This is a genomic window from Shewanella sp. 553, from assembly GCF_059338375.1.
In genome coordinates, this window is the sequence record NZ_CM181701.1 from 755,216 (window position 1) to 781,640 (window position 26,425).

General features: G+C 44.8%; 25 protein-coding genes and 1 pseudogene. 19 read left to right on the forward strand and 7 right to left on the reverse strand.

Features of this window, described 5'->3' with window-relative positions:
* Positions 1-92: 92 nt before the first annotated feature.
* Positions 93-899, forward strand: coding sequence for a uroporphyrinogen-III C-methyltransferase (cobA, locus tag AC5YBZ_RS03420; RefSeq protein WP_494519998.1), 807 nt, complete (start codon positions 93-95; stop codon positions 897-899).
* On the opposite strand, the gene AC5YBZ_RS03425 is transcribed toward cobA, so the two are convergent.
* Positions 893-1,726, reverse strand: a complete 834-nt coding sequence (locus AC5YBZ_RS03425; protein WP_494519997.1) for a TIGR03899 family protein — start codon at positions 1,724-1,726, stop codon at positions 893-895. The genes cobA and AC5YBZ_RS03425 overlap by 7 nt on opposite strands.
* A gap of 353 nt (positions 1,727-2,079) precedes the next feature.
* Here AC5YBZ_RS03425 and hemG point away from each other — a divergent pair, with 353 nt between their 5' ends.
* From hemG to aroG, 3 genes are all read left to right on the forward strand, one after another.
* The gene (hemG, locus tag AC5YBZ_RS03430) at positions 2,080-2,601 is read left to right on the forward strand and encodes a menaquinone-dependent protoporphyrinogen IX dehydrogenase (protein ID WP_494519996.1); all 522 of its coding nucleotides are present in this window, start codon (positions 2,080-2,082) and stop codon (positions 2,599-2,601) included.
* Positions 2,602-2,621: 20 nt separating this feature from the next.
* Entirely contained in the window at positions 2,622-3,149 is a 528-nt protein-coding gene (locus AC5YBZ_RS03435; protein ID WP_494543408.1) for a cytochrome b/b6 domain-containing protein, read from the forward strand.
* 441 nt (positions 3,150-3,590) lie between these two features.
* Positions 3,591-4,649, forward strand: coding sequence for a 3-deoxy-7-phosphoheptulonate synthase AroG (gene aroG / locus AC5YBZ_RS03440; protein WP_494519994.1), 1,059 nt, complete (start codon positions 3,591-3,593; stop codon positions 4,647-4,649).
* Positions 4,650-4,705: 56 nt separating this feature from the next.
* Here aroG and AC5YBZ_RS03445 read toward each other — a convergent pair whose 3' ends face one another.
* Entirely contained in the window at positions 4,706-4,882 is a 177-nt protein-coding gene (locus AC5YBZ_RS03445; protein WP_475515922.1) for a hypothetical protein, read from the reverse strand.
* A gap of 304 nt (positions 4,883-5,186) precedes the next feature.
* On the opposite strand from AC5YBZ_RS03445, the gene AC5YBZ_RS03450 reads away from it, so the two are divergent.
* The 3 genes from AC5YBZ_RS03450 to AC5YBZ_RS03460 all read left to right on the forward strand — a co-directional run bounded on the left by AC5YBZ_RS03450 (position 5,187) and on the right by AC5YBZ_RS03460 (position 9,463).
* Positions 5,187-6,962: an ABCB family ABC transporter ATP-binding protein/permease gene (locus AC5YBZ_RS03450; protein ID WP_494519993.1), complete on the forward strand. Its 1,776-nt coding sequence runs from the start codon at positions 5,187-5,189 to the stop codon at positions 6,960-6,962.
* Positions 6,963-8,003: 1,041 nt separating this feature from the next.
* Entirely contained in the window at positions 8,004-8,585 is a 582-nt protein-coding gene (locus AC5YBZ_RS03455) for a DUF5610 domain-containing protein (RefSeq protein ID WP_494519992.1), read from the forward strand.
* Positions 8,586-8,722: 137 nt separating this feature from the next.
* Positions 8,723-9,463, forward strand: coding sequence for a ferredoxin--NADP reductase (locus AC5YBZ_RS03460; protein ID WP_494519991.1), 741 nt, complete (start codon positions 8,723-8,725; stop codon positions 9,461-9,463).
* A gap of 183 nt (positions 9,464-9,646) precedes the next feature.
* Here the strand turns inward: AC5YBZ_RS03460 and AC5YBZ_RS03465 are convergent, their stop codons facing one another.
* The gene (locus tag AC5YBZ_RS03465) at positions 9,647-9,859 is read right to left on the reverse strand and encodes a hypothetical protein (RefSeq protein WP_494519990.1); all 213 of its coding nucleotides are present in this window, start codon (positions 9,857-9,859) and stop codon (positions 9,647-9,649) included.
* 575 nt (positions 9,860-10,434) lie between these two features.
* Here AC5YBZ_RS03465 and AC5YBZ_RS03470 point away from each other — a divergent pair.
* From AC5YBZ_RS03470 to AC5YBZ_RS03485, 4 genes are all read left to right on the forward strand, one after another.
* Positions 10,435-11,442 (forward strand): Fe(3+) ABC transporter substrate-binding protein, encoded by a 1,008-nt coding sequence (locus AC5YBZ_RS03470; protein ID WP_494543409.1) that lies wholly within the window; start codon positions 10,435-10,437, stop codon positions 11,440-11,442.
* Between the two features lie 168 nt (positions 11,443-11,610).
* Positions 11,611-13,242: an ABC transporter permease gene (locus tag AC5YBZ_RS03475; protein WP_494519988.1), complete on the forward strand. Its 1,632-nt coding sequence runs from the start codon at positions 11,611-11,613 to the stop codon at positions 13,240-13,242.
* Positions 13,243-14,283, forward strand: coding sequence for an ABC transporter ATP-binding protein (locus tag AC5YBZ_RS03480; protein ID WP_494543410.1), 1,041 nt, complete (start codon positions 13,243-13,245; stop codon positions 14,281-14,283).
* A 158-nt stretch (positions 14,284-14,441) separates the two neighbouring features.
* Positions 14,442-15,389, forward strand: coding sequence for a Dyp-type peroxidase (locus AC5YBZ_RS03485; protein WP_494524363.1), 948 nt, complete (start codon positions 14,442-14,444; stop codon positions 15,387-15,389).
* A gap of 501 nt (positions 15,390-15,890) precedes the next feature.
* Here AC5YBZ_RS03485 and argR read toward each other — a convergent pair.
* Entirely contained in the window at positions 15,891-16,361 is a 471-nt protein-coding gene (argR, locus tag AC5YBZ_RS03490; protein ID WP_494524364.1) for a transcriptional regulator ArgR, read from the reverse strand.
* Positions 16,362-16,737: 376 nt separating this feature from the next.
* Between argR and mdh the strand changes: the two genes are divergently transcribed.
* Positions 16,738-17,673, forward strand: a complete 936-nt coding sequence (gene mdh, locus AC5YBZ_RS03495; protein ID WP_494519985.1) for a malate dehydrogenase — start codon at positions 16,738-16,740, stop codon at positions 17,671-17,673.
* Between the two features lie 75 nt (positions 17,674-17,748).
* Here mdh and ispB read toward each other — a convergent pair whose 3' ends face one another.
* On the reverse strand, positions 17,749-18,720 hold the full coding sequence (ispB, locus tag AC5YBZ_RS03500; protein ID WP_494524366.1) for an octaprenyl diphosphate synthase: 972 nt from the start codon (positions 18,718-18,720) through the stop codon (positions 17,749-17,751).
* Positions 18,721-18,995: 275 nt separating this feature from the next.
* Here ispB and rplU point away from each other — a divergent pair, with 275 nt between their 5' ends.
* From rplU to AC5YBZ_RS03535, 7 genes and pseudogenes are all read left to right on the forward strand, one after another.
* Positions 18,996-19,307, forward strand: coding sequence for a 50S ribosomal protein L21 (gene rplU, locus AC5YBZ_RS03505; RefSeq protein WP_033537952.1), 312 nt, complete (start codon positions 18,996-18,998; stop codon positions 19,305-19,307).
* 14 nt (positions 19,308-19,321) lie between these two features.
* The gene (gene rpmA, locus AC5YBZ_RS03510) at positions 19,322-19,576 is read left to right on the forward strand and encodes a 50S ribosomal protein L27 (protein WP_007650346.1); all 255 of its coding nucleotides are present in this window, start codon (positions 19,322-19,324) and stop codon (positions 19,574-19,576) included.
* Positions 19,577-19,796: 220 nt separating this feature from the next.
* Positions 19,797-20,966 (forward strand): Obg family GTPase CgtA, encoded by a 1,170-nt coding sequence (gene cgtA / locus AC5YBZ_RS03515; RefSeq protein ID WP_494519983.1) that lies wholly within the window; start codon positions 19,797-19,799, stop codon positions 20,964-20,966.
* Between the two features lie 35 nt (positions 20,967-21,001).
* Positions 21,002-21,763 carry a threonine/serine exporter family protein gene (locus tag AC5YBZ_RS03520; RefSeq protein WP_494519982.1) on the forward strand — a complete coding sequence of 254 codons (762 nt, stop codon included), beginning with the start codon at positions 21,002-21,004 and terminating at the stop codon, positions 21,761-21,763.
* Positions 21,760-22,229: pseudogene (locus AC5YBZ_RS03525) on the forward strand (threonine/serine exporter family protein). Before AC5YBZ_RS03520 ends, AC5YBZ_RS03525 begins: the two are co-directional and overlap by 4 nt.
* Before the next feature lie 52 nt (positions 22,230-22,281).
* Positions 22,282-22,764 carry a type 3 dihydrofolate reductase gene (folA, locus tag AC5YBZ_RS03530; protein WP_494543411.1) on the forward strand — a complete coding sequence of 161 codons (483 nt, stop codon included), beginning with the start codon at positions 22,282-22,284 and terminating at the stop codon, positions 22,762-22,764.
* A gap of 86 nt (positions 22,765-22,850) precedes the next feature.
* Positions 22,851-23,237: a DUF3718 domain-containing protein gene (locus AC5YBZ_RS03535; RefSeq protein ID WP_494519980.1), complete on the forward strand. Its 387-nt coding sequence runs from the start codon at positions 22,851-22,853 to the stop codon at positions 23,235-23,237.
* Between the two features lie 202 nt (positions 23,238-23,439).
* On the opposite strand, the gene AC5YBZ_RS03540 is transcribed toward AC5YBZ_RS03535, so the two are convergent.
* Positions 23,440-25,470, reverse strand: coding sequence for a methyl-accepting chemotaxis protein (locus AC5YBZ_RS03540; protein ID WP_494519979.1), 2,031 nt, complete (start codon positions 25,468-25,470; stop codon positions 23,440-23,442).
* A 102-nt stretch (positions 25,471-25,572) separates the two neighbouring features.
* Positions 25,573-26,397: a symmetrical bis(5'-nucleosyl)-tetraphosphatase gene (locus AC5YBZ_RS03545; protein ID WP_494519978.1), complete on the reverse strand. Its 825-nt coding sequence runs from the start codon at positions 26,395-26,397 to the stop codon at positions 25,573-25,575.
* Between the last annotated feature and the right edge of the window lie 28 nt (positions 26,398-26,425).

The following is a 26,425-nucleotide window of genomic DNA, read 5'->3' on the forward strand; positions in this document are numbered from 1 at the left end:
AACTAAATGGAATAGAATCTAATTATTATATATTTTTTAAGTAATAAAAATGACGCTATATTAAGCTAATTATTATTGGCAGAGATGCGGACATGGAACTAATTACTTTACCTAGGCAGCAGGAGCGCGGCAAAGTTTGGCTGGTTGGCGCAGGCCCAGGAGACGTTGAGCTACTCACGCTTAAAGCTTTTCGCATCTTAAAACAAGCCGATGTAGTGCTTTATGATGCTTTGGTGAGTGAGGACATCATGGCCTTAGTGCCAGTAGCTGCCGAGAAAATTGCCGTGGGTAAACGCGCTGGTAAACATAGCGCGGCCCAAGATGAGATCAATCAACTGCTTGTTACTAAGGCTTACACCCGCAAACATGTGGTGCGCCTTAAAGGCGGTGATCCGTTTATCTTTGGTCGCGGCGGTGAAGAGCTAGAAACCCTGGTCGAAGCCGGCGTCGCCTTTGAAGTTGTCCCTGGCATAACGGCGGCGAGCGGGACATCAGCCTATGCTGGCATTCCATTGACCCATAGAGATCATGCGCAAGGCGTGACCTTTATTACCGGTCATTGCAAACTGGCGAGTCGTCCGATCGACTGGCAAAGCTACGCCAACAGTCAAAACACCCTAGTGATTTACATGGGGATTTTAAATGCTAACACCATTAAGCAAGGGCTCATTGGGGCGGGTCGTGCGTCGACGACACCGGTTGCGATCGTTTCTAAAGCGACGACCGATGAACAGCGAAGCTTTATCGGCACCTTAGAAGAACTGGAACAGTTGGCGGCATCGCCACAACTACAGATGCCAGCACTCATGATTATTGGCGAAGTGGTTGATTTAGCTCAAAGCCTTAACTGGTTTAATCCTCAGCCTGTAAATTGCGGCGTGGCGCAAACGAGTCAATAATCAATTTTAAAGTCTTTACTAAAAATGGCTGTTAGCGCTTTAACATACTCTTCATCCGGTTTAGAACGCACCAATTGGGCGAGTTCATCGCCCGAAGGAGTTAAGCGATAGTAGTTAAATTGCAGGTTTCCATGTTTAGGGGTGAGCGTCATAGATTTGCCCGATAATGTCAGGCTGATGGCGGTTTTAGCGTTAAGCACCCCGGTTTCAAACTCGCTTTTATGCAGTAATCCCGCATCCACCATAGTTAGGATGGCGGAGTAAGGTAAGCCAAATTGTGACAGGGCGATGTGGGTATTGTCTGACTTGCGAAACAGTTGTCCAATGCCACCAGAATGGCGATAGCCCATGAGTAATTTCAGTTTGGATTCGTTATTAACGGTTACGCTCATGCCTAAGGCTTTTTCAAACATCTGTGCTTCTTTGTGAGTTAGCTGTTTGAGTGTCGATAGGCTGCGTAAGCTAAAGCGACCGGGACTGGTGAGTTCATTGGCTAATATACGCCCCCATAAGGTTTGCATGTTACGGTTATGGATCTGCTCCGCTAATTGAAAGAATTGATGGATCCAGTCGGGGTCTAAATCAGCGCCAATCACATCAGAAGGTGTTTGTGCTAGCGCAATAGTATAGATAGTTTCTAGATTACTCTGGTATTGGTTGACTAACAGGTTTTGCCGTTGCTGGGCACGCGCTGTTATTGATGCCATCGAAGGTCGATACCCTTCCTCACCACTCAAGCCTATATAACGCCCAAGTGACAAGGCTTTTTTACGTGCAGAGACATCAAGCTGATTGTGCTGTGAAGCGCTAGAACCCTTTTCAGTCATGGTTTCAAATGTAATTATGTGATGAAGTAACAAGCAGTCTATCGCACTATTATTGACCTTGCCTTGCTTAATTTCATCTTATTTATTACTGATATCTATGAATTTACCTTGGTTTTTTCTTTAGGAGTTGAGCAGCATGATGCAAGGGGGGGCTATCGTTAACAGTGAGCGCGCACTGAGCATGGCGAGCTGGGCGAGGGGCATTAATCTTAACGAATTATCGCTGTATTTGTGATGCAGGTAAACTTACCAGGGCTTTTGCTGCAACCCCTCGTGATCTGTTTCAATTAAATATTGCTACAAATCGCTTATGATGATTTTATTGGTTGATATTAATAAAGTTAGAGGTATCAGTGAGTAAAATATTAATTATCTATTCTAGCGTACATGGACAGACGCGTAAGGTCACTGATCACCTCAAGCAGCGTCTCGAATCTTTTGGCAATCAGGTTACTTGCGCCAGTATTGACGATGTGCCACCACTTGAAGCCTTTGATAAGGTGGTGCTGGGGGCCAGTATTCGTCACGGTAAACATCATCCCGCGGTCTATGACTTTATTAGTCAAAATATGCAGGCCTTAAATGATAAGGTGAGTAGTTTTTTTTCGGTCAGTCTAGTGGCCAGAAAACCGGCTAAAAACACCCCAGAAACCAACCCCTATATGCAGGCATTTTTAGCCAAAACGTCTTGGAAACCTAAGTTACTGGCAGTATTTGGTGGCAATTTAGATTATCAAGGCTACAACGCCCTCGATAGAAATATTATTCGCTTCATCATGTGGCTCACCAAAGGGCCGACAGCGCCAGATACTCGGGTGGAGTACACCGATTGGGATAAAGTGGGCGAATATGCGAGTCAATTGCATCAACTGTAAGTGTGGCTTACGGCTAGGAGATGACTGATATGCTCCGTAAATTGATTAATAAAACCATAGAGTACCAACATCTGCTGTTGATCTTGTTATCGCTATTTTTGATCCTCACCAGCAGTTGGATTGTAATGGGGCGCAGCATCAGAGTGAATGCTTCAGTCTGGGATTATTTACATGTTTATTTAGGTATGTTGGTTGCCGGTTTGTCGCTACCGATGTTACTGGCGAATGTTGTTAAGGGGAAGTGGCGTCAATTTTTTCCTTGGCTTATGGGGGATTTTACCCAACTAAGTAGTGATGTTTGCGGTTTAAAGCGCGGTAAGATCCCTGCAGCTGGGGGGCGAGGCCTCTTTAGTGTGATAGAGGGGGTTGGCCTGATATTGCTGTTGTTAGTGTCGTTTACCGGTGTGATGTGGTTTGTGACTCAAGGCAGCAGTGAAGCGTTAAATTGGCGCAGTTATCATCAGAGTTGTGCCCATGGATTTATAGGCTTTATGCTGGTGCACTGTATATGCGCTGCAGCGCACCTTATTGACTTAATTCGTAACTAAATATTGGGTTAACTGTCCGTCCGTGACAAGGTTAGCATCTTCATCGTAAATTAATATACATGGCCGTTGGTGTAGACTTATCAGACGAGTAACTGCTGACCTCTACTAATTGAGGAACAGCAATAAGCTCAACGTTATTTTCTGTTATAGCCTATTGGCTTGATGGTAACCTTAGGTTAGATGAAGGTTGTGGCTGCTTTAAACTGAACTTCGCTGTTATGTTAAATTTAGCGACAGCTTTAGGCGGCATTAACGGCTTATTACGAGTGGTGAAATTGATAAATCACCTTTTACAAATTACTGATAAAAATCTTATTTTTCATCTTTAATTGTATTAGGCCACTGTTTAGTTGCAATACTCGATAATACTGGATAGATTTAAACAAGTAGCGCAAAAGAGAGACTTGTTTTTAATCGTTAGCCGGAGTGTAAATATATATCATGTATTATCAAAACGATGATGTTCGTATCAATAAAATTAAAGAGTTATTACCTCCAGTCGCGATTCTTGAGCGATTTCCGGCTACTGAAAATGCATCTGCCACTGTTTTTAATGCGCGTAATAGTATTCATCAAATATTAAAGCAGCAAGATGATCGCCTGTTGGTGGTGGTGGGCCCGTGTTCAATCCACGATCCTGTGGCGGCGTTGGAATATGCGCAAGGCTTAGTGAAGGTACGAGAGCAATATAAAGATCAACTTGAGATCGTCATGCGAGTTTACTTTGAAAAGCCGCGCACCACTGTGGGCTGGAAAGGGTTAATCAACGATCCTGATATGGACAATAGCTTTAAATTAAATGATGGGCTGCGCACAGCACGTAAGCTATTACTGGATTTAAACGATATGGGCGTGCCGACTGCCGGTGAGTTTTTAGATATGATCACACCGCAATATGTTGCCGATCTGATGTGCTGGGGAGCTATCGGTGCTCGCACAACAGAGTCTCAGGTTCATCGTGAATTGGCGTCGGGTTTATCTTGTCCTGTGGGATTCAAAAATGGAACCGATGGCACTATTAAAGTGGCGATCGATGCTATTGGCGCGGCCAGTGCCCCACATCATTTCTTGTCGGTGACCAAATACGGCCATTCTGCCATTGTATCGACTAAAGGTAACCCTGATTGCCATATTATTCTGCGGGGGGGCAAAGAGCCCAACTATAGTGCTGAACATGTTAAAGCGATTAACGAACAACTGCTTAAGGCTAAGTTGCCTACCAATATTATGGTGGATTTTAGTCATGCTAATAGCTGTAAGCAGTTTACACGTCAGTTGCTGGTGGCTGAAGATGTTGCAGGGCAGATAAGTGCTGGTGAGCGAGCCATTTTTGGCGTGATGATTGAAAGTCACCTAGTGGAGGGGCGCCAAGATCACGTAGAGGGACAGGCTTTACGTTATGGCCAAAGTATTACCGATGCGTGTTTGGGCTGGCAAGATACTGAAACATTACTCGGTATGCTTAACCAGAGTATTATACGTCGTCGCGAAACAGGTTAAAAAAATATAAATATAAAGAGGAAGCCGATGGCTTCCTCTTTATTATTAAAGTGCGATTAACGACTTTGCTGAGTAATGAGGTATTCGTTAGCCTTGGCTAAACTGCCAAAAGAGGAGATTAAATTACTCTGACCTTTTTGTTGAATTTCGGGGTTATTCGATTCGGTCATCATCCATACCCAAGTTTGTATTAACGGTAGTGGTGGGTATTGCGCGTCAGATGATTGTGGCATATCGGCTTCCTTAACATTTAGCGGGTTATTCCCGATGCTCTATACAATATTGGTTGAGCGACTTTATATAATACCGAGGTTATCAAAAATCGCCATATATGATAACCCCTTGAGGTTATGAGTATATTGACGATTAACGGTCCCTTGTTCGGTCAAGGTGTCAACCTAACGGTAATACTTTGTAACCGTTTTTTACCACAAAAATAACACTAAAGTCTATCAGCTGATTGAGGCTAGATGGGGAATGTTTTCTTGCTGGTTACTTCTCGATATTTGTGGTGTTTATTGATGATACGGAGCCCCTATGCGCCCGACACTTTATTTTGATGGACCGATAGATAAATTAAATTGGCATGTATTAAAGCTACTTTGGCCCTACTTACTGGAGTTTAAGGGGCGGGTGATACTGGCTTTGCTGTGTTTGGTTATCGCTAAACTCGCCAGTGTTGGTTTACCCTTTGTACTCAAAGAGATTGTCGATACTTTAGATAAAGCATCGACAGAGCAAATTATTAGCGTACCTATAGCCTTAGTCGTTGCTTATGGCGCAATGCGGTTGTTAAACACGGTCATTTCTGAGGTGCGTGACACCTTATTTGGTCGAGTGACAGAGCGAGCGATTCGTCGCCTTGGCTTGTCGGTATTCCAACATCTACATCGATTAGATTTAGCCTTTCATCTGGAGCGCCGCACTGGTGGTCTGTCTCGTGATATTGAGCGTGGTACCAGCGGTGTCAGCTTCTTGATGCGTTTTATGGTGTTTAATATTGTGCCCACCCTGTTAGAAATTGCCTTAGTGGTGGGGATTTTGTTTTATAACTACGGTTGGCAGTTTGCGTTGATCACTTTAGGTGCAGTGGTGGCTTACATCTTATTTTCAGTGATAGCCACCGAATGGCGTACCGGTTTTGTTCGCGAAGCGGCATTAGCTGACTCACAATCTAATACCCGCGCTATCGACAGTTTATTGAATTATGAAACCGTGAAGTATTTCAATAATGAAGAATATGAGGCGCAAAAGTACGATCAAGCATTACAACGTTGGGAGCGGGCAAAGCGCAGTAATCGCTTATCATTGTTTGCCCTAAATGCTGGTCAAGCATTAATTATTTCGTTAGCCATGACCTTGATGCTAGCGTTAGCCGCGCAGCGGGTTAGCGCTGCGGCAATGACCATCGGTGATTTTGTGTTGATTAACGCCTTTATGATGCAGCTTTTTATGCCACTGAATTTTTTAGGCTTTGTCTATCGTGAGATCCGAGGCGCCCTAGCCAATATTGAGCGCATGTTCTCTTTATTAGATCGGACACCTACCATTGAAGACAAGCCAGATGCCGCCAGTCCGACACTGACCCAAGGTAGCCTACGTTTTGAACATGTTAGCTTTAGTTATGATGGCCGTAAGATCCTTGATGATGTGAGTTTTGAATTACCCGCAGGTAAAAAAGTGGCGATTGTGGGTGACAGTGGTGCGGGCAAATCCACCATAGTTAAACTGCTATTTCGTTTTTATGAAGCACAGTCTGGGCACATTTTTATTGATGGTGAAGATATTACACAATTGAGTCAACATGCTCTGCGACAAGCCATTGCTATAGTGCCGCAAGATACTGTGTTATTTAATGATTCACTATTGGAAAATATCCGCTATGGCTCACCAAATGCAACTGATGAACAGGTGCAAGGCGCGATTAGGATGGCTCATTTAGCCGGATTTATTGAGCAACTTAAGGACGGCTGGCACACTAAAGTGGGTGAGCGCGGTTTAAAGCTCTCGGGTGGTGAAAAGCAGCGAGTCGCTATTGCTCGAGCCGTTTTAAAGGGATCGCCTTTGTTGGTGTTTGATGAAGCCACATCATCGCTCGATAGCCATTCAGAGCAAGCTATTTTGACGGCATTAAAAGAGATGGAAAAAGGCCACAGCAGTTTGGTCATCGCCCATCGCTTATCGACGGTGGTCGATGCTGACCAAATTATAGTGCTTAGCCAAGGCAAGATAGTGGAGCGCGGTGATCATCACAGCTTGTTAAAAGCCAAAGGCTTGTACCATAAATTATGGACGGTGCAGCATCAACATTAATCGGCTTAGGTTGTAATCATACACGCTGTTTTATTTGCTTGCGGCAGGCTGGAATTCGTTTTTGCTGCAGATTGACATGCGACCCGATCGCCCCCGTTGCCACCTTGGTTTGACTAACCCATGAAGCTAATCAAAGATAGGTGATGGCTCTTGGGGGAAATGTTATTAATGGAACTTAGTGGTGGTGACTGTATATAATCGTGATGCTCTATATTTCATGATGAGCGCCTAACAGACAGCCATTACGCTGTTTTTGAGGTGTTAATGGGTCTCCAACCATCGCAAAGTAGGCTTAGTTTATTATTGCCAGTGTCGTAAGGCGTGAGTCGTATGATCTCCCCGCGCTTAAAACAGATGGTTTCGCCTTCGATGACGGTTAACCGATCACAGTTTTGACAGCTGACCGAGAGGGGTTTACTTTTTCCACCCGCTCCAAAAAACGAATCACTCACCAGATGTTCTCCTTGGTATTGAATTTTATACTAGCTGTACCGCTATTCCATATGTTGCTAATGTAGTCAAGTGTAACGTATAAAGCTAGCGCTATCCAAGTCGCATTAGATTAATAACTCTAAATCATCTATTTAGTTAGCCCTAAACCTTAATCATTTTAGTCAAGGCTCATAGCGCCGGCATTACTCGATTACTGGCAGTGAAAGCTTGGGTCGAGCAAACGCATGCTAGACGGTTAATCTCGATGATCTATGTGTGGTTTTCGAGATATAGGCTTATGCCAGCGGTTTCCACTTGACCGCTGTGGCACTGTATTGAAACACATCAATATGATTTAAATATTGCACTGCTCACGGTAGGCCTATTGCCTTGTTAGCTCTATGTCACATTATCATCACCACATGGTAACCCATTTGGGGGGTAAATTCGATCTAGTTAGCACTTTTTACTTAAAATACACCATCTTGATACATTTTAAGGTGTTATAGCGTAAAGGTGCATAAGGCAGAGATAAAAGTTAAAGCGGTTTAAAAAATGGTCGATAATAGAAGCTAGGCTAAAGGGCCATTATCGCTTAGAGAGGCAGTTATGCAGATTAACAATCATGGCACCGCCGTGTCAGAAACGGCTCGAACTAAATCAGAAGCCAATATGGATCACGGCCAGCAGGTGTCGGCAGTGGCTAAAACTAACACAGCTCAGGCAACGAGTAAGCAGCTAATGAATAAGGCCATTTTGTCAGCACAGCATGAGGTGAACCTCAGCTCAGCTAACGAACCTATGCGGCTACTCTATAAGGCTGCGATAGCTTCAATTAATGAGCATCTCGCTCCCTCTATGGGTGAGCAGGCGATTGAAACCGCGGTTGAACAAGGTGTCGATACTTCTGCTGAAGCGACAGCCGAACGTATTGTTAGCTTTGCTACGCAGTTTTTTACTGTGCATCAAGAGCAAAACAGTAATATGGCCTTTGACGAGCAGCTTAACTCATTTTTGGCGATTATTGGCGGCGCGATTGAGCAGGGGTTTGATGAAGCTAAAGATATTCTATCTGGATTGAAAGTTCTCGAAGGGGATGTTGCCGATGGTGTAGAGCAAACTTACTCTTTGGTGCAGCAAGGGTTACAGGAATTTCGTGACAGCTTTAACCCAGATGTTGGATCTCTATAAGCAAGTGATGATTTAATCTTGTACCGACTCATTAATTGGTCAAATAAGCTCTATGGTATAGGTTGCCTTGACTCTACTCTCAATAACTTCAATGATGGTGTTTATCGACCTTGATAAAACTCTCAAAGGGGACGCCAATGTGGCAACAGGCAAACGTGGTAGAGCGCATAGATTGGAACGAACGGTTATTTACGTTAAAGCTGTCTGCTGATATTGGTGATTTTATTGCGGGGCAGTTTATTAAGCTCTCACAAGTTATTGATGATAAAAGAGTAGCGCGAGCTTACTCATTAGTAAATGCGCCTTCGAGTCAGTATCTTGAGATTCTGGCGGTAAGTGTAGAAGAGGGGAAGCTCTCTCCGCAATTACAGATGCTAAATGTTGGCGACAGTATCGATATTTCCACTCAGGCGACAGGTTTTATGACCCTAGATGAGTTGCCAGCTCAAGGCCAACATTTATGGCTATTTGCAACCGGAACCGCTGTAGGGCCTTTTATCTCTATGATGCGAACCGAGCAACCATGGCTGCGTTTTGACAAGGTGATTTTGGTTTATGGGGTTAGGCAGGCAAATGACTTAGCTTATTACCAAGAGTTGCAGCAGTTTAAGTTAACCTATCCGCAGCAGTTTGAACTCGTCACCTCTGTGACTCGTGAAAAAGGCGTTGGTACCATAGCTAGCCGTATACCCGATGCGATGGCTGCAGGCGTTATTGAGGCGCAAGTTGGGCTTCAATTAACCCCCGAAGATGCTCAAGTGATGATTTGTGGTCACCCTGAGATGATTAAAAGTCTGACTCAACAGCTTAAAGAGCGTGGTTTAGCCACTAATTTACGCCGAGCGCCCGGCCAAATCACGGTTGAAAAATATTGGTGACAACAGGCTCTAAGCCCCATCTCTTGTGTCGCAGTAACGCTTATCTTCTTTGCAAAGATGAGGTAGCTTAAACCAATTAACTGAAAGGTGGGGGGCTTTAATGCTATCGCCCACCTTTAGCCTACTGTCTCAACCCCCTAGCTTCTAGCCACTAAATACTGCTTTAGTGTCATAAAGCCTTCTTTAATGCCTTACTCCTTTGATAACGGCCGCCTTTTTTACTGCTGCGGTGTTTTGCCATGTATTGGCGTTTGCTGTACTTGCTACTCGGCGTATGACTTTACTCGCCATAGACTGGTTAACAGCATGGTCCGTGTTATCTTTGGTCGTATTGGCGGCGGCCGCTGCGTTTGCTGTTTCTGCGGTTTTGTTCGCCAAAGGTTCCGTAAAGTTCATGGCTAACGCCAAATTGTATTCGCCGCTCCTCATCGAATTTTCGTCTATCGGCATGGTGAACATAGCGACAACGGCACGGCGAAGAGTTGCACCCTTTGAGGGGGAGCGTAGGGGCTTGCGCAGAAAGGTAACGTTGACCTTGCAGTGAGTTGGCTCTGGTACAATCCATAGCATCATTGACAATTTCTACGCTATGAAAATTCGACTTTATTGACAGATTTTGTAGCTCCGCAACAGGTGGGTATTCACTAATCGGTTTGGCTATAGTTTTGCTACGTGCTGTATTTGCAGATTTTTTTCGCCTTATACCTAATCTGTGCTTAAACAGATATAGCAGTAACATGAGCGCCAAGATCAGTGCGGTAATTTTAATAAGCATAGTTATTCTCTGTGATGTATCGCTTGTCAGGTTGTTGCGTTTGCCCTGTTAGTGTAGACACTATTGTTAACTAAGCACAAAACTGCCGATATATGATGATTTTTTGATAATTCGACTTGCCGTCATGTGAGGTTTTGATTACCCTATTCGCAATTGATAACCATTATCATTATCGGTTTGTGACTGGAGAGTTGAAATGAACTTTACTAAAGGCATTATTGCGTTAGGTTTGGCTTGTATAACATCAATGACAAGTGCCGCTGAGACGTTAACGATTTACTCATATCGGCAGGCATTTTTGATAGATCCCATTTTAACTGACTTTACCAAACAGACGGGTATTGAGGTGAATGTGGTCTTTTCTAAAAATGGCATTGCCGAACGTATTGCCAGAGAAGGGCGCTTATCTCCCGTTGACTTAGTGCTGACATCTGACTTTTCTCGCTTAATGGAATTGACCGAGAAAGGTTTGGTTAGTCCGGTGAAGAGTGATGTGTTGCAGAGCAATATCCCAGAAACGATGCGCTCGCCCAGTGGAGAGTGGTTCGCATTAACTCAGCGGGTGAGAAATATTTATTCATCTAAAGAGCGTTTAGGGCTATTAGATATTGATTATGAAGATCTTGCTGACCCCAAATATAAAGGCAAAATTTGTACTCGCAGCGGTAAACACCCCTATAACATTGCTTTGGTTGCCTCGATGATCGCCCATCATGGTGAAGCTGAAACCAAAGAGTGGTTAAATGGTTTTAAGGCCAATTTGGCACGTAAGCCACAAGGTAATGATCGTGCTCAGGTGCAAGCTGTTAAAGAAGGTTTGTGTGATATTGCCATAGGTAATAGCTATTACTTAGGTAAAATGCTGCAAGATCCTAATCAAGTTGCTTGGGCTGAGGCGGTCAATATTAACTTCCCTAATCAAAGTAATCGGGGTGCGCACATTAATATTTCAGGAATGGCGTTGGCTAAGTATGCCCCCCATAAAGACAACGCAATCAAATTAATGGAATATTTGTCAGGTGATGCCGCACAGCAATCTTATGCGCAGATCAATATGGAATATCCGGTCAAAGTCGATGTCGCGCCATCTGAGCTAGTGGCCTCTTGGGGGGAGTTTAAAGCCGATGCGTTACCGATCTATAAATTGGCTGAGTATCATCAGGCAGCCGTAAAATTATTAGATGAAGTGAAGTTCGATTTATAACATATAGTCAATGCTTGCTTTTGATATCGGTATAGCCTTCTTATTTAGAAGGCTATTTTGCTTTTTAGCTACAGAGCGCACATTTTTGTAAGTTATAATCGTTTTTATTTAAGCTTCGATTTAGGTTGGTCCTTGATAATTATCTGACTAAGCCAGATGAGATAACGAATGATTTTAGGTTTTGCTCGACGTTGGTCAGTGCTCAGTTACTTGATAGCAGTGATCTTAACACTGCCATTGTTAGCCATTATTGTGCAGGCGGCTGTGCCCGGTGAGGCTATATTTGCTCATCTACTCGATACCGTATTACCCACATATATCTTTAATACGTTGGCGTTGATGCTGTGTGTCTGTATTGGTGCCGTGGTATTTGCACTGCCCGCAGCTTGGTGCATTGCCCGTTGTGAGTTTCCGGGGCGCCAACTCTTCCAGTGGGCATTGTTATTACCTTTAGCTATGCCAGCCTATGTGGTGGCTTATGTGTATACCGATCTGCTCGATTATGCTGGCCCGATTCAACGAAGTTTGCGTACTTTGTTTGGTTGGCAATCGCCCCAAGACTATTTTTTCCCCGATGTACGCACCTTGATGGGTGCAGCAGTGATGTTAGCTTTAGTGTTGTTTCCCTATGTTTATCTGTTGGCTCGCACCGCATTTATGGAGCAATCCTCAAGCTTACAACATGCAGCTCGCGTGATGGGGTGCTCCCCATGGCAAGGTTTTTGGCGCTTAAGTTTACCCATGGCAAGGCCCGCATTAGCCGTTGGCGCTTCTCTGGTCGCAATGGAAACCGCAGCTGACTTTGCTACAGTAAGTTATTTTTCTGTGCCGACATTAACCACAGCGGTATATGACACTTGGCTAGGCTATGGCAGTTTATCTGCTGCCGCCAAGTTATCGGCAATTATGTTGTTGGTGATTTTTTGCATGATTGGCAGTGAGCGTTTTGCGCGCCGTAAGCAAAAGTTATTTCAGAAGCAGGCCGAGCTCAATGATCGTGACCGTTATCTGTTATCGGCACCTAAAGCATGGCTGGCAACTTTTTACTGCGCTGGTTTATTGGTGTTGGCTTTTCTACTGCCTTTTACTGTACTTGTCAGTTATGCCTGGCAATATTTTGAGGTCAGTTGGCACAACCAGTTTTTACAATATAGCTTTAACAGTCTTTACATTGCGTTATTAGTGGCCTTGAGCACTGCGGTTATTGCAGTGGTTCTGATGTTTGTTAGGCGATGTAGCCCACGGCGCAGCGACCTATTACCGTCACGTTTAGCGTCTACCGGCTATGCGCTGCCTGGTACCGTGCTGGCGATTGGGATCTTGGTGCCACTCACTTATATGGATTTTGCCATTAATGATATTTACGCCTACTTCGATGCACAAGGGCCTGGTTTACTGTTAAGCGGCAGCGTATTTGCGTTAATTTTTGCCTTTTCAATTCGCTTTGTGGCTATTGCTATTGGCAGTGTGGAGAGCAGTTACAAGCGTATAAGTCCAACGCTGGATATGGCTTCGATCACCATGGGGCTAAGACCCAACGCCTTGCTGCGTAAGGTGCACCTTCCTCTGTTACGAAAAGGCATTTTTGCTGGCGTGTTGTTGGTGTTTATCGAGTGCATGAAAGAGCTGCCTGCGGCCTTATTACTAAGGCCGGTCGGGTTTGAAAATCTTGCCACCTACGTATATCAGTTCGTGTCAGATGAACAGCTTGAGCATGGCGCTCTGGCGGCTATTGTTATTGTTCTTGTTGGTCTCATTCCGCTGATCTATTTAAACCGTTCTTTGGAGCATAATACTTAAATGTCTACCCTCAATATCGAAGATGTTCATAGTGATTACCAAGGTCTGGTGATTTTAAAAGGACTCAGCCTTAATATTCAACGGGGAGAGATTGCTGCGCTGCTAGGCCCCAGTGGCTGCGGTAAGACTACCCTGCTCAGGGCGATTGCTGGGCTGCAACCTATCTCTGCTGGCAGAATTAGTATCAATAAGCGGTTGTTGTCGGGCGATGATCACTTTGTGCCGAGTGAGCAAAGAGAAGTGGGGATGATCTTCCAAGATTATGCACTGTTTCCCCATTTAACGGTTGCCGACAATATTTTGTTTGGGGTCAAAGGATTAACTAGTGCTGAGCGACAAGCGAGATTAACTGAAATGCTAGCTCTGGTGAAACTCGATGGTTTAGCAACCCGCTATCCACACGAGTTATCTGGCGGTCAGCAACAGAGGGTATCGATTGCTCGAGCACTGGCCTATGAACCTGAGTTATTACTGCTCGATGAGCCTTTTTCTAATATAGATGCCAAAGTGCGTAATGAAATGATGCTGGAGATCCGCAGCATTTTAAAACAACGTAATGTCAGTGCAGTATTTGTGACGCACAGTAAAGATGAAGCCTTTGTATTTGCTGATAAATTAGCGCTATTTAATCAAGGAGCCATAGTGCAATATGGTTGTGCCGAAGCGCTTTACAGTGCGCCAGCCGATAAATATGTTGCTGAATTTTTAGGAGAGGGCAATTATCTTGCTGCTGAGGTGGTGGACGGTTTTACACTCTCTACGCCACTGGGGGCGATTGTCAGCACTGCACCTATGTTGTTTGATGTAGGGCATAGTGGTGAACTGTTATTGCGTCCAGAGCAAATCGATATTCATGCCAATGAGCAAGGGGAGGGGATGATCGTCGAGCGACGTTTTTTAGGCTGTAATTGTCATTATCGAGTATTGGTCGGTACACAACGCTATGATGTTCGCAGCCCCAAAAACGATTTAGCGCTTGGCCAACGGGTTCAATTAGAGGTGATCCCTCATTCCTTGGTGTTATTGTCGCGTCCTGAGTAACATATTTGTCACTCATGGTGGTTGTTCTGGTTAATAAACGTTAATCTAACCGTAAATACGGTTTCTTTTTAACGCGTTGTAGATTGTGTAATACTATTCATCATTAAAGTTTTGGACAATATTGCCGAAAATTGAAACTGACAGAGGGTAGGGTCTATATGGATAGTCAGGTTATGCCACGTGAACAGTTAGGTGTGTGTGCCGAAGGAAATTTACATAGCGTATATTTGATGTTTAATGCCGATGACGGTGTGGAATCTCAATTACGTCCTTGTGTGGCCAATGTTGCGCAGTACATTTATGAGTTATCGGACCAATATGCCGATAGCGCCTTTAATGGCTTTATCGCGATTGGCGCAAATTATTGGGACAGCTTGTATCCGCAGGTCCGTCCGGTTCAATTGAAACCGTTTCCAGCGATGAATGCCGATAATCGAGACGCGCCAGCCCACGAGTATGACCTCTTTATTCACCTTCGCTGCGATCGTTATGACATCTTGCATCTTGTGGCAAATGAAGTGTGCCAGATGTTTGAAGGTTTGGTTGAACTGGTGGATGAAGAGCGCGGTTTTCAGTTTATGGATACGCGGGACCTTACCGGTTTTGTCGATGGCACTGAAAACCCCAAAGGGCGTCATCGCCAAGATGTGGCGTTAGTGGGCGATGAAGACGCCACATTTCGTTCTGGCAGTTATGTGCATGTACAAAAGTACGCGCACAACTTAAGCAAATGGAACCGACTTCCTCAGAAAAAGCAAGAAGATATCATCGGCAGAACTAAGATTGATAATATCGAATATGCTTCGCAGGACAAACCACTCACTAGCCATACTAAGCGGGTTAATCTGAAAGATAGCCAAGGACGTTCGATGGAGATCTTAAGGCAGAGTATGCCTTATGGCTCAATGAAAGAGCAGGGATTGATGTTTATCGCGCTGTGCCGTAATTCGGAGAATTTTGAAAAAATGCTCCAGAGTATGATCCACGGTGACGGAGCGGGTAATCATGATCACTTAATGCACTTTACTCAAGCACTAACAGGCTCGGCTTTTTTTGCGCCTTCGCTGGATTTTATGCAACTGGCTGCCGCCGAAAACGGTGAGTGAATTGCGTAAGTGTAGTGCCAATGGGCTGCTGATTAACCACCGTGACCAAGTATGTCAATGCAGCTTGTGTATTGATGTAGTGATGCAAAATTGTGCGCCAAACCAGTAGTCATACAAAGCTGACTGCAATAAAATTCGACTCGGCTAGAATAGGCTCTAGTTGGCCTGTTTTCTAAGCTGGACAAGCGTAAAAAGCGATAACATCTTGCATGCTGATTAAATGCCGATAAGTTTCTCTTATCGGCATTTTTATATCTAGGCTTAGGGCTTTAAGTAATGCTTACCATGGCGAAGCAGTTGTTAATGGCTGAATAAGCGTGATAGCAACGCGATAAAAAAGACGCCATTGGCGTCTCTTATCTGCTAAGCCGAGCTGATGGCTGTTAACTCACTAGTATCAGTTTTTTGAATATTTAATATCTCGAAAAGTGACTCTTTCGAGATTGGATAAGTGACAATACGATTAATAATACAACATGCGAGATAGCAGACCGCCGTCAATTAATCTGCATAGTTAAATAATGACTTTACTGTGTTTAATGTTTTATCCACTTCTTGAATATTCGATGGGCAGATGAAAATCGTGTCATCACCAGCAATCGTTCCCAATATACCTTCAGGCTTACCTATAGAATCCAGCAGTCTAGCGATTAACTGTGCTGCTCCTGGGCTGGTTCTTACCACAATCATAGATTGATTATGGTCTACATCCAGTACAAGGTTTTTCAGTGGGCTGCCAGCCGTCGGAACCCCTAGCTCTGCGGGGAGGCAGTAAACCATCTCTTGTTTGGCGTTGCGTGTACGCACAGCGCCGAACTTACTGAGCATGCGCGAGACTTTCGATTGGTTAATATTGTTATAACCTTCAGCTTGAAGTGCGGTGACGATTTCACTCTGAGATCCAAAGCGCTCCTCTTTTAAAATTGCCTTAAAGGTTTTGACGAGTTCTTCTTGGTTTTTATTAGCTTGCATAGCTTTCGCATTCATTATCCGTGAAATTGACTCATTGTGAATAGCTATGCAAAGTAAGTCAAGCATTATTCGGTCGTTGTGAATAAAAATTCACTTGTCACTTTGTGCTCTGTTGTCGATGTTGCATAATGATTAGCGGATACCTGCCTCATTTAATAGGGTTATTTTACATTGGAATGGTTCGAATGTGGATTTATTTTCGCTACAAAAAGCCATTGAGTAATCGTTAATACATGCACTTTACCTCGGCTATTTATAAAATATCTTGCTACACGACTAAGGGATAATTGAATTATTGGTGTGATTGAAGTAATGTTGCGCCATCTGTAAATTTAGATCTATGTCACATAATAACCAAGAATTAACGGAGATAACTATGAAAGTTGCTGTACTTGGTGCCGCTGGTGGTATTGGCCAGGCTCTTGCTCTACTACTTAAAACTCAATTGCCTGCCGGCTCTAAATTATCCCTTTACGATATCGCGCCAGTGACCCCTGGTGTTGCGGTTGACTTAAGCCACATCCCTACAGCGGTTGAAGTCAAAGGGTTCGCGGGCGAAGACCCAACACCAGCACTAGAAGGTGCTGATGTGGTGCTAATTTCTGCAGGTGTTGCGCGTAAGCCTGGTATGGATCGCTCAGATCTATTTAACATCAATGCAGGGATCGTTAGAAACCTTGTTGAAAAGTGTGCAGCAACTTGTCCTAAAGCGCTTATCGGTATTATTACCAATCCTGTTAACACCACCGTCGCTATCGCTGCTGAGGTACTAAAGGCTGCAGGCGTTTATGATAAAAACCGTTTATTTGGTGTCACTACCCTTGATGTTATTCGCTCTGAAACCTTCGTGGCCGAAGCCAAAGGGTTAGATGTGGCTGATGTTAAAGTCAATGTCATTGGTGGCCACAGCGGTGTAACCATTCTTCCTCTGCTTTCTCAAGTTGAAGGCGTTACTTTTAGTGATGACGAAGTCGCTGCTTTGACTACTCGTATTCAGAATGCGGGTACTGAAGTGGTTGAAGCTAAAGCCGGTGGTGGTAGTGCAACACTTTCAATGGGTCAGGCTGCGTGTCGTTTTGGTCTGTCATTGGTTCGCGGCCTTCAAGGTGAAGCGAATGTTGTGGAATGTGCCTATGTTGACGGTGGTAGTGAGCATGCAGCATTTTTCGCTCAACCAATCCTTCTAGGTAAGAACGGTGTTGAACAAGTACTGGCTTACGGTGAAGTGAGTGAGTTTGAAGCTAATGCGCGTGATGCGATGTTAGATACGCTAAAGGCTGATATTAAGCTTGGAGTCGAATTCGTTAAGTAAGCTAAACGAATCAATAAAAAAGGAGCCGATTGGCTCCTTTTTTGTTATTTAAATCTTTGCGCCATTAGTCAATCATTAGTGATTACGCGCTACGGCGATTCTAGCGAGTGATATTAGCGCTTGCTTGTAGTCACTCTCTGGCAGTATTGCTAAGGCACTAATGGCCTTATCAGCCTCTTCTAGCGCTCTTTGTTCAGTATATTTGAGTGCACCACATTGCTTGAGCGCATTGAGAATTGTCTCAATGTGACCAGAACCGTCACCTTGCTCAATCGCTTGACGAATCAAGGCTTGCTCTTCATCGGTACCATTGGCAATGGCATAGATTAGCGGTAACGTAGGCTTACCTTCGGCTAAATCATCACCAATGTTCTTTCCTAACTCTTCGGTTTCTGCTGTGTAGTCTAATAAATCATCGGTGAGCTGGAATGCTGTGCCTAAATATTTACCATAGTCAGCTAAGGCGGTTTGCACCTCAATACAGCTATCAGCCAAAACGCCTGCTAAACGGGTCGCAGCTTCAAACAGCTTTGCTGTTTTGCAATAGATGACACGCATATAGCTTTCTTCAGTGGTGTCAGGATCGTTACAGTTCATTAGCTGTAATACTTCGCCTTCTGCTAATACGTTAGTAGCATCGGCTAGGACTTCTAACACTTGCAAGCTGCCCAGCTCGGTCATCATCTGAAACGAGCGAGTATATAAAAAATCACCGACTAACACGCTTGCGCTATTACCAAAAAGTGCATTAGCTGTCTCGCGACCACGTCTTAGCATTGACTCATCTACCACGTCATCATGCAGTAATGAAGCGGTATGAATAAATTCAACGATTGCAGCCAGCTTGATATGAGCTTCACCGTCATAGGCAATCGCACGAGCCGCCAGAATGGATAGCAGTGGGCGCATTCTCTTGCCCCCGCCATTGATAATATAGAATCCAAGTTGGTTAATTAGGGCTACATCTGACTCCAACTGTTTATAGATCAGTTGATCGACGGCTTTCATATCAGCATCAGCCAGCTGACGAATGGCGTTCAAATCCATATTAGGCTCTACTTCTAGTGGTATTTTGTAATTCAGGCAGCCCAAATTAAGGCAAAAATGTTATAGTATTGAGATTCTACCTAAAAATGTCGAGTAAGGCATTATTAGAAGACTAATGTGAGAGTAATTCCGATCTTTTTTTGATCAAAGTGAATTAGAGCTTGTCAGCCTAATGAACTTAGCGTAAACTCCGCGACCATTGTCATTAAAGCTTTTATAGCGCCCAGCCTAACATTAAAAGGTCTGCGTGCTTGAAATATCGGAGTAAAATAGCTATGTACGCTGTTTTTCAAAGTGGTGGTAAGCAGCACCGTGTTGCTGAAGGCCATACAGTTCGTTTAGAGAAATTAGAAGTCGCTACAGGCGAAACTATCGAATTTGACCAAGTTCTTTTGGTTGCTGATGGTGAGACTGTACACGTTGGTGCACCTTTAGTTGAAGGTGGTAAGGTTGTTGCTGAAGTTGTCAGCCATGGCCGTGGCGAAAAGGTAACTATCGTTAAGTTCCGTCGTCGTAAGCACCACGATAAGAAGATGGGCCACCGTCAGTGGTTCACCGAAGTTAAAATTACTGCTATCAACGCTTAATAGGAGTCTAACTCATGGCACATAAAAAAGCTGGCGGTTCTACTCGTAACGGCCGCGATTCAGAAAGTAAACGTCTTGGTGTTAAGCGTTTCGGTGGTGAATCAGTTCTTGCTGGTAACATCATTGTTCGCCAACGTGGTACTAAATTCCACGCAGGTGTTAACGTAGGTATTGGTCGTGACCATACTCTATTTGCACTAACTGACGGTAAAGTTAAGTTTGAAGTTAAAGGTCCTAATAACCGCAAGTTCATTAGTATCGAAGCTTAACTCTTAGTTCACCTAAGATAGTTTATAAAGCCCTGCCTCTGGTAGGGCTTTATTGTTTATAAATCTGGTGAAATGAGCCGGTTACGCTGCTCCAGCACCAGTAAAACATTGAACCCTCAAACCTGTGTATCTCGTTTGAAGTTCAATACAGAAATTGTTTTTTGGCGGTACGATTAGATTGGCAGTATAATCGGTCTATTGTGTGGTGCCTGGAGTTGGTATGAAGTTTGTCGATGAAGCTGTGATCAGAGTAGAAGCTGGTGATGGTGGTAGTGGTTGCGTTAGTTTTAGACGTGAAAAATATGTGCCTGATGGTGGCCCAGACGGTGGTGATGGTGGTGATGGTGGTAGTGTTTATCTGCAAGCAGATGAAAACCTTAATACCCTAATCGACTATCGCTTTGAGCGTTTTCATTTTGCCGAGCGTGGTAAAAATGGCCGTGGCCGTGATTGTACTGGCCACAGTGGTCAAGATCTTATCCTTAAGGTGCCAGTCGGGACCCGCGCCATTGATGAAGAGACTCAAGAGGCATTAGGCGATCTCAAGACCCATGGTCAAAAACTGCTAGTGGCAAAAGGGGGCTTCCACGGCCTAGGTAATACGCGCTTTAAGAGCAGTACCAACCGTGCGCCAAGACAGAAAACCCTTGGTACGCCAGGTGAAGTACGTAGCTTGCGCTTAGAGCTGATGTTACTTGCCGATGTGGGCTTATTGGGTATGCCCAATGCGGGCAAATCAACCTTTATTCGCGCCGTGTCTCGTGCAAAGCCTAAAGTGGCTGACTATCCGTTTACCACATTGGTTCCTAACCTTGGTGTGGTGACGCCGCGTCATGGGCAGAGCTTTGTGATTGCGGATATTCCCGGCTTAATCGAGGGCGCCGCAGAAGGTGCCGGTTTGGGTATTCGCTTCTTGAAACACCTCGAGCGTTGCCGAGTGCTGCTGCATATTTTGGATATTGATCCTATCGATGGCAGCGACCCTGTTGATTCAGCCCGTGCAATTGTTGCCGAGCTTGAAAAGCATTCTCCATTGCTGGCGAGTAAGCCGCGTTGGTTAGTGTTTAACAAGACAGATCTGCTCCTTGAAGAAGAGATCCAAGAGCGAGTAGAGCGTATTGTTAAAGAGTTAGACTGGAAAGGCGAAGTCTTTACTATCTCTGCGTATAATCGCGAAGGCACCCAAGAACTTAGCTTGAAGTTGATGGACTTTATTGCTGCGCTACCTGAAGAGGTAGAAGCGGATCCTGATGCTGAAGTTGAATTCAAGTGGGATAATTATCATCAACAGACTCAAGATGTTGTCAACGAAGATTATAATGGCGATGACTTGGATGATGATGACTTTGACGATGATGATTATGATGTTGAGATCATCTATCAAAGGTAAGCTTAGCTTATTATCGCTTTCATTCTGAGAACCACGTGTACGCAGATACTCAAAATGATATTACTCGGCAAGTTGTCCGGGTTGCCCAACTTTTGCTAGCCTATGGCGCTGAATCTGAACTCATTGAAGAGATCAGCCAGCGCCTCGGTTTGGCATTAGGGTTGGCTAGTGTTGAAATATCCATCTCCTCTAACTCCCTCGTGCTAACCAGCTTAGTGCATGGGCGGTGTATTACCACCACGCGTCGAATTCGCGAACATGGCATAAATATGACCATTATCTGCGAACTACAGCGCATCTGTTTATTAACTGAGAAGGGCATATACGGCTTAAATGAAGTGCGTAAGCGCGTATCTCGTATACAAGCTAAAAGCTACCCTAAGCGCTATTTAATCCCCATGATTGGCTTATCCTGTGGCAGTTTTTGTCACCTATTTGGTGGCGATATGGTAGCGATAATAATCACCATCTTTGCCGCCTCGCTAGGCATGTTTGTGCGCTTAGCCATTGCTAAGCGTCATTTCAATTTATTGGTGAACTTTGCCGTCACTGCCTTTGTGACAACCTTAGTGGCGCAAATGGGCTATCACTTTGATCTTACCAGTACACCAAAGTTACCTATGGCGGCGAGTGTGTTAATGTTGGTGCCGGGCTTTCCGATGATTAATGCGATTTCAGATATGGTTAAGGGACACCTTAACGTGGGGATCTCGCGTTGGGGGCATGCCACTTTATTGACTGTTTCCTCGGTGATCGGCATAACTATCGCGATGCAATTAGGTGGGTTATTCCTTTGATAGAACTCTTACTAAAATTGGCAAACGATGCGCTGTTTTCATCGATTCCGGCGGTAGGTTTTGCCATGGTATTTAACGTGCCGAAACGCTTTTTACCTTATTGTGCGTTAGCCGGCGCAACGGCCACAGCGTCAGAACCTTGTTATTACATATTAACTTACCTATTGAATGGGCCACGTTTGTGGCGGCTGCATTGGTCGGCGTATTGACGATTAGCTTTGCCAAACGTCATCTTGCGCCACCTTTAATGTACGCAGTAGCGGCTATCATACCTATGATCCCAGGTACTTATGCTTACAATACTGTTATTGCGTTAGTGCAGCTGTCTGCCCAGTCGCAGGTGAGTCCAGAGTTGACTGCTGAAGTGATCAGTAATGGTTTAAAAACGGTATTTATACTCGGTGCATTGTCTGTCGGCTTAGCGATGCCCAGTCTGCTCTATTTTCGCACCCGTCCAGTCATTTAATCCTGTTGATATAATCCGTTTTAATTAAGCGGCCGAGACCGTTGGAGCTAATATGAGAATTGCTATGATTGCCGCGATGGCCAATAACCGTGTGATAGGCAAAGATAATCAGATGCCATGGCATCTGCCTGAAGATCTGCGCCATTTTAAGGCCATGACCTTAGGTAAACCGGTAGTGATGGGGCGTAAGACCTATGAATCCATCGGTCGTCCGTTACCTGGGCGCCACAACATTGTGATTAGTCGTCAGGTCGGACTTACTATTGAGGGCGTGACCTGCGTCGATTCATTTGATGCTGCGCTGCAAGTGGCTGGTGATGGCGATGAGCTCATTATCATTGGTGGTGGTCAGTTGTATCAGGCGTTATTGCCCAGAGCCGATAAACTCTATTTGACCGAGATTAATCTTGATGTTGAAGGGGATACGTTTTTTCCTGATTGGGATGATGGATCGTGGGAGCGAGTGACCACTGAAACACATATGAATGAGAAAGGTTTAGAGTATCGCTTTATCAACTTGGTAAAAAAATGTTAACGTGTGGGTGCTATCCTAAGTAGTCTTAGCGTAAATGTTACCGTTTATGCTATTGAAAAAAATAATAAATATTATAGGAGTACCCCATGCGTCTGTTACCTACGACGATTGCAGTGATATTAGTGGCCTCATCTTATGCGGTGCCAGTAAAAGCCAACGATCAACTAGCTGCCAATATTTGTAATTACGTTCAAGCGGATGATAAAAATCGCTTACGTAAAAAGCTGAAAGAGACTCGTGTAAAACTGCGTAACGTCTACCAAGATATCTCCTGCGATGGTGATAGCTTGTTACGCTTTGCGATGAAAAGTGGCGCTAATGACGTGGGAGCCTTTGTCGCGAAGCGTCTCTCTGCCGAGGATTTGGCCAGTAAAGAAGCTGATGGTCAAAGTATTCTTGAATGGGCTGAGGCTAACGATCATAGTGCGTTGGCGATGACCTCTGCAATTAAAGAACGGATTGCTGGAAGCTAACCTTATACCTAATCTAGAGTTATAAGTATCAAGCCATAAAAAACCGGACTAACAGTCCGGTTTTTTTGGGGTTAATGTTTATCGAGTCATCGCTCCCATCACACTATTATTTCATTGGATAAGTGCAATGAAAGCAGTGCTTTTTTAGCGCCTATAAGCGCCGTTAATCAGGCTTTAGCGAGCGCGAGTAGCGTCATAAGCACTAGACTTTAAACTCGCCTACAGAGGCTTGTAGCTCCTCTGCTAATCGTGCCACCTGATGGCTCGACTGCGCAGTTTGATCTGCACCAATCGCGGTCTCTTCTGAGATGGCGGCGATATGTTCAAGCTTCTCAGACACCTGTTGGCTGACAATGTTTTGTTCTTGCGCCGCATTAGCAATATGGGTGCCTGAATCATGGGCGCGATGCACTGCATGGTTAATGCTTTCGAGCGCGAGGTTAGCTTGCTCTGTTTTCTCTACGCAATGACTGGCTTGCTCTCGTCCTAGTTCCATCACTGATACCGCTTGCTGTGCCCCTTGTTGCAAGACTTCAATCATCTGCTGGATCTCTTGAGTCGAGTCTTGTGTGCGCGAGGCTAAGCTGCGGACCTCATCGGCGACCACGGCAAACCCGCGGCCCTGTTCGCCGGCCCGCGCGGCTTCGATGGCGGCGTTTAATGCCAGTAAATTGGTTTGTTCTGCGATACCGCGGATCACATCCAATATTGAGCCAATCGCGGCGCTGTCAGAATGCAGTTTATTGATCACTTGACCGGCTTTGGTCACTTCCTCGGCTAAGGCTAAAATCGTACGCTTATTGTCATCGGCTATGGTGCGCATATGCTGAGCTTCTTCATCGGCACTTTTTATCTGGCTCAATGCATCATCGGCACTGCTGGTGACTTGCATTGCACTTGAACTTAACTGCGTCGTCGCAGCGGCGACCTGATCGACCTGATTTTTTTGCTCTTGAATACCCGCAGTAGTCTGCGCTGTGATGGCTGATGTCTGCTCAGCTGCGGCGGCCAGCTGATTAGATCTATCCAAAATGCCTTGAATAAGCGTGCGTAAACTATCGACTAAGCGATTACAGTTGCGCGATAACTCGGAAAATTCATCATGGCCCGAATCATCCAATTTATGGGTGAGGTTACCTGATGCGAGAATATCGAGTGCATTATTGACCTCGCCCAATGAGCGGGTCAGTGGGCGGATCACCGCAATGCTCACCATGATAGCGACGATTATGGCGATCACAACCAGTGCCATGGTGCTATAGCTGGCACTGTCGATATCATCTATGGCCTTGTTACTGATGCTTTGAGAGATGTTTTCAATCGACTGATTCAGGTTACTCATGCCTTGATTAACAGTATCGACGTCGGTTTCAACTTTGCTCAATAGATCGGTCGCGGCTATGTCAAAATCCAGTTGTTTCCCCTTTTGTAGCTGGATGGCATTGGGGCCATCAAGTATCACGAGGACTTTAGTTGCTTCTTGGTTAATATTGTCGAGCACCTGCTGGTCGATAACGCCCTCCCAGTGCCGACTCACATAGGCTAGCTTGTTACTAGCATCGCTTAAAATGTAACCTATTTCTTTGGTGATGGTGTCATATTTAGCTTTATCGTTAGTATTAACCAGATCATAACTGCTAGTGATGAGGTTACTAAAGCTGTTATCGATATTACTGGCGGTGGCTGCAATTTCACGTTCGGTAGGATCTTCGCTGATCTCCAGATCGATAAGATCCAGCAGCAATGAAGCGGTGTCATCGGCTGCCACTTCCAAGTCGTCGAGCGTAGCAAGCAAAGCTTCTTGCGTTTGTAGCGACTGTAAACGCGCCGAGATCATTTTTTGGCTATCATCTTCAAAAGCTTGATAACTGGTTTTAAGGGCGGCAATTTGTGTATCGAGCTCTTGCCCTTGTTGCAGCCCTTGAATAATGGTTTGTAAGTTATTTAGCTCGCTAATAAACCCTTTAGCATCTTCGTCGAACCTTGTCTGGATCTGTGGTAGTTGGGCCGAATGCGTACTGTGGTAAGCCTCTAATAGTTGTTTTTCTTGTAGGGCGAGACTTTGTGTCAGGTGGTTACTGCTCTCTAGCGCCGGAAGGCTCAGCTCTTGCAGCACCAAGGTGCTGCTCTTGATATTATTATTGGTGATTAACGAGGCAACGCCTAATGTGATTAACAATAAAGTGACAATGCTAAATCCGCCAATCACTCTTGCGGCGACATTTAATTTCATAGGGGACTCCGATTTTTTTGTTGTTATATCCCGAATTACCAATATTTTAATAGGGTTGGCAGGGCTGTTACTCTAGCTCTATCGGCCAGTTAGTACTTTATCTTAACCTTTTTTTAACTTGTTTTGGGTGATTTTTTGGTTTGATTCTAAGTGCCAGAGGGTTAAATGTTGACCCCAGCAACAGCCAGTGTCTAATGCTTTAAGCGCTGGATGAGCCACTTTCCCCATTAATGAGGCCCAGTGGCCAAACACTAAAGTATGGGTTTGCGCCGCTAAATTGGGAAGTGCAAACCATGGCACTAAGCCTGGGTGACTGTCACTGTCGGGGGGCTGTTTACAGTCGAAGTCTAAACGACCGTCATGGTGTAAATAACGCATACGGGTGAGAGCGTTAATACAATAGATTTTTCGCTCAAGCGCCGGCATAGATAATGACCAAGTATCGACATCATTGGTGTACATCTTGGCGATAAGCTCGGTTAAATAATCGGGGCGTTGTAGGGCTTCATGTACGCTACGGGCTTCTTGTATGGCGGTTTGTGCGTTCCATTGCGGTGGCACACCCGCATGGGTCATCAGTAATTTGTGTTCACTATGTTGTCGCACCAGTGGCTGTATTCTCAGCCAGTCGATCAGATGGTTAATGTCGCTGGCCGCGAGCAAAGCGTCAAGTTTGTCACTGGGTTTAGGGCGCTTAAGTTTGCCATGTAAGGCTAGCAAATGCAGGTCATGGTTACCCAGCACAGGTTGAGCAGCGCCATCTAATGATTTGATATACCTTAATGTTTCTAGTGACTTATCACCTCTGGCAACCATATCGCCAACCACCCAAAGCTCATCTTTTGATGGGTTAAAATCGACCTGACTCAATATGGCTTGTAGTTCATCAAAACAGCCTTGTATATCGCCGATAAAATAGGTGGCCATCAATTACTCATTTAGTTGGAGGATATAA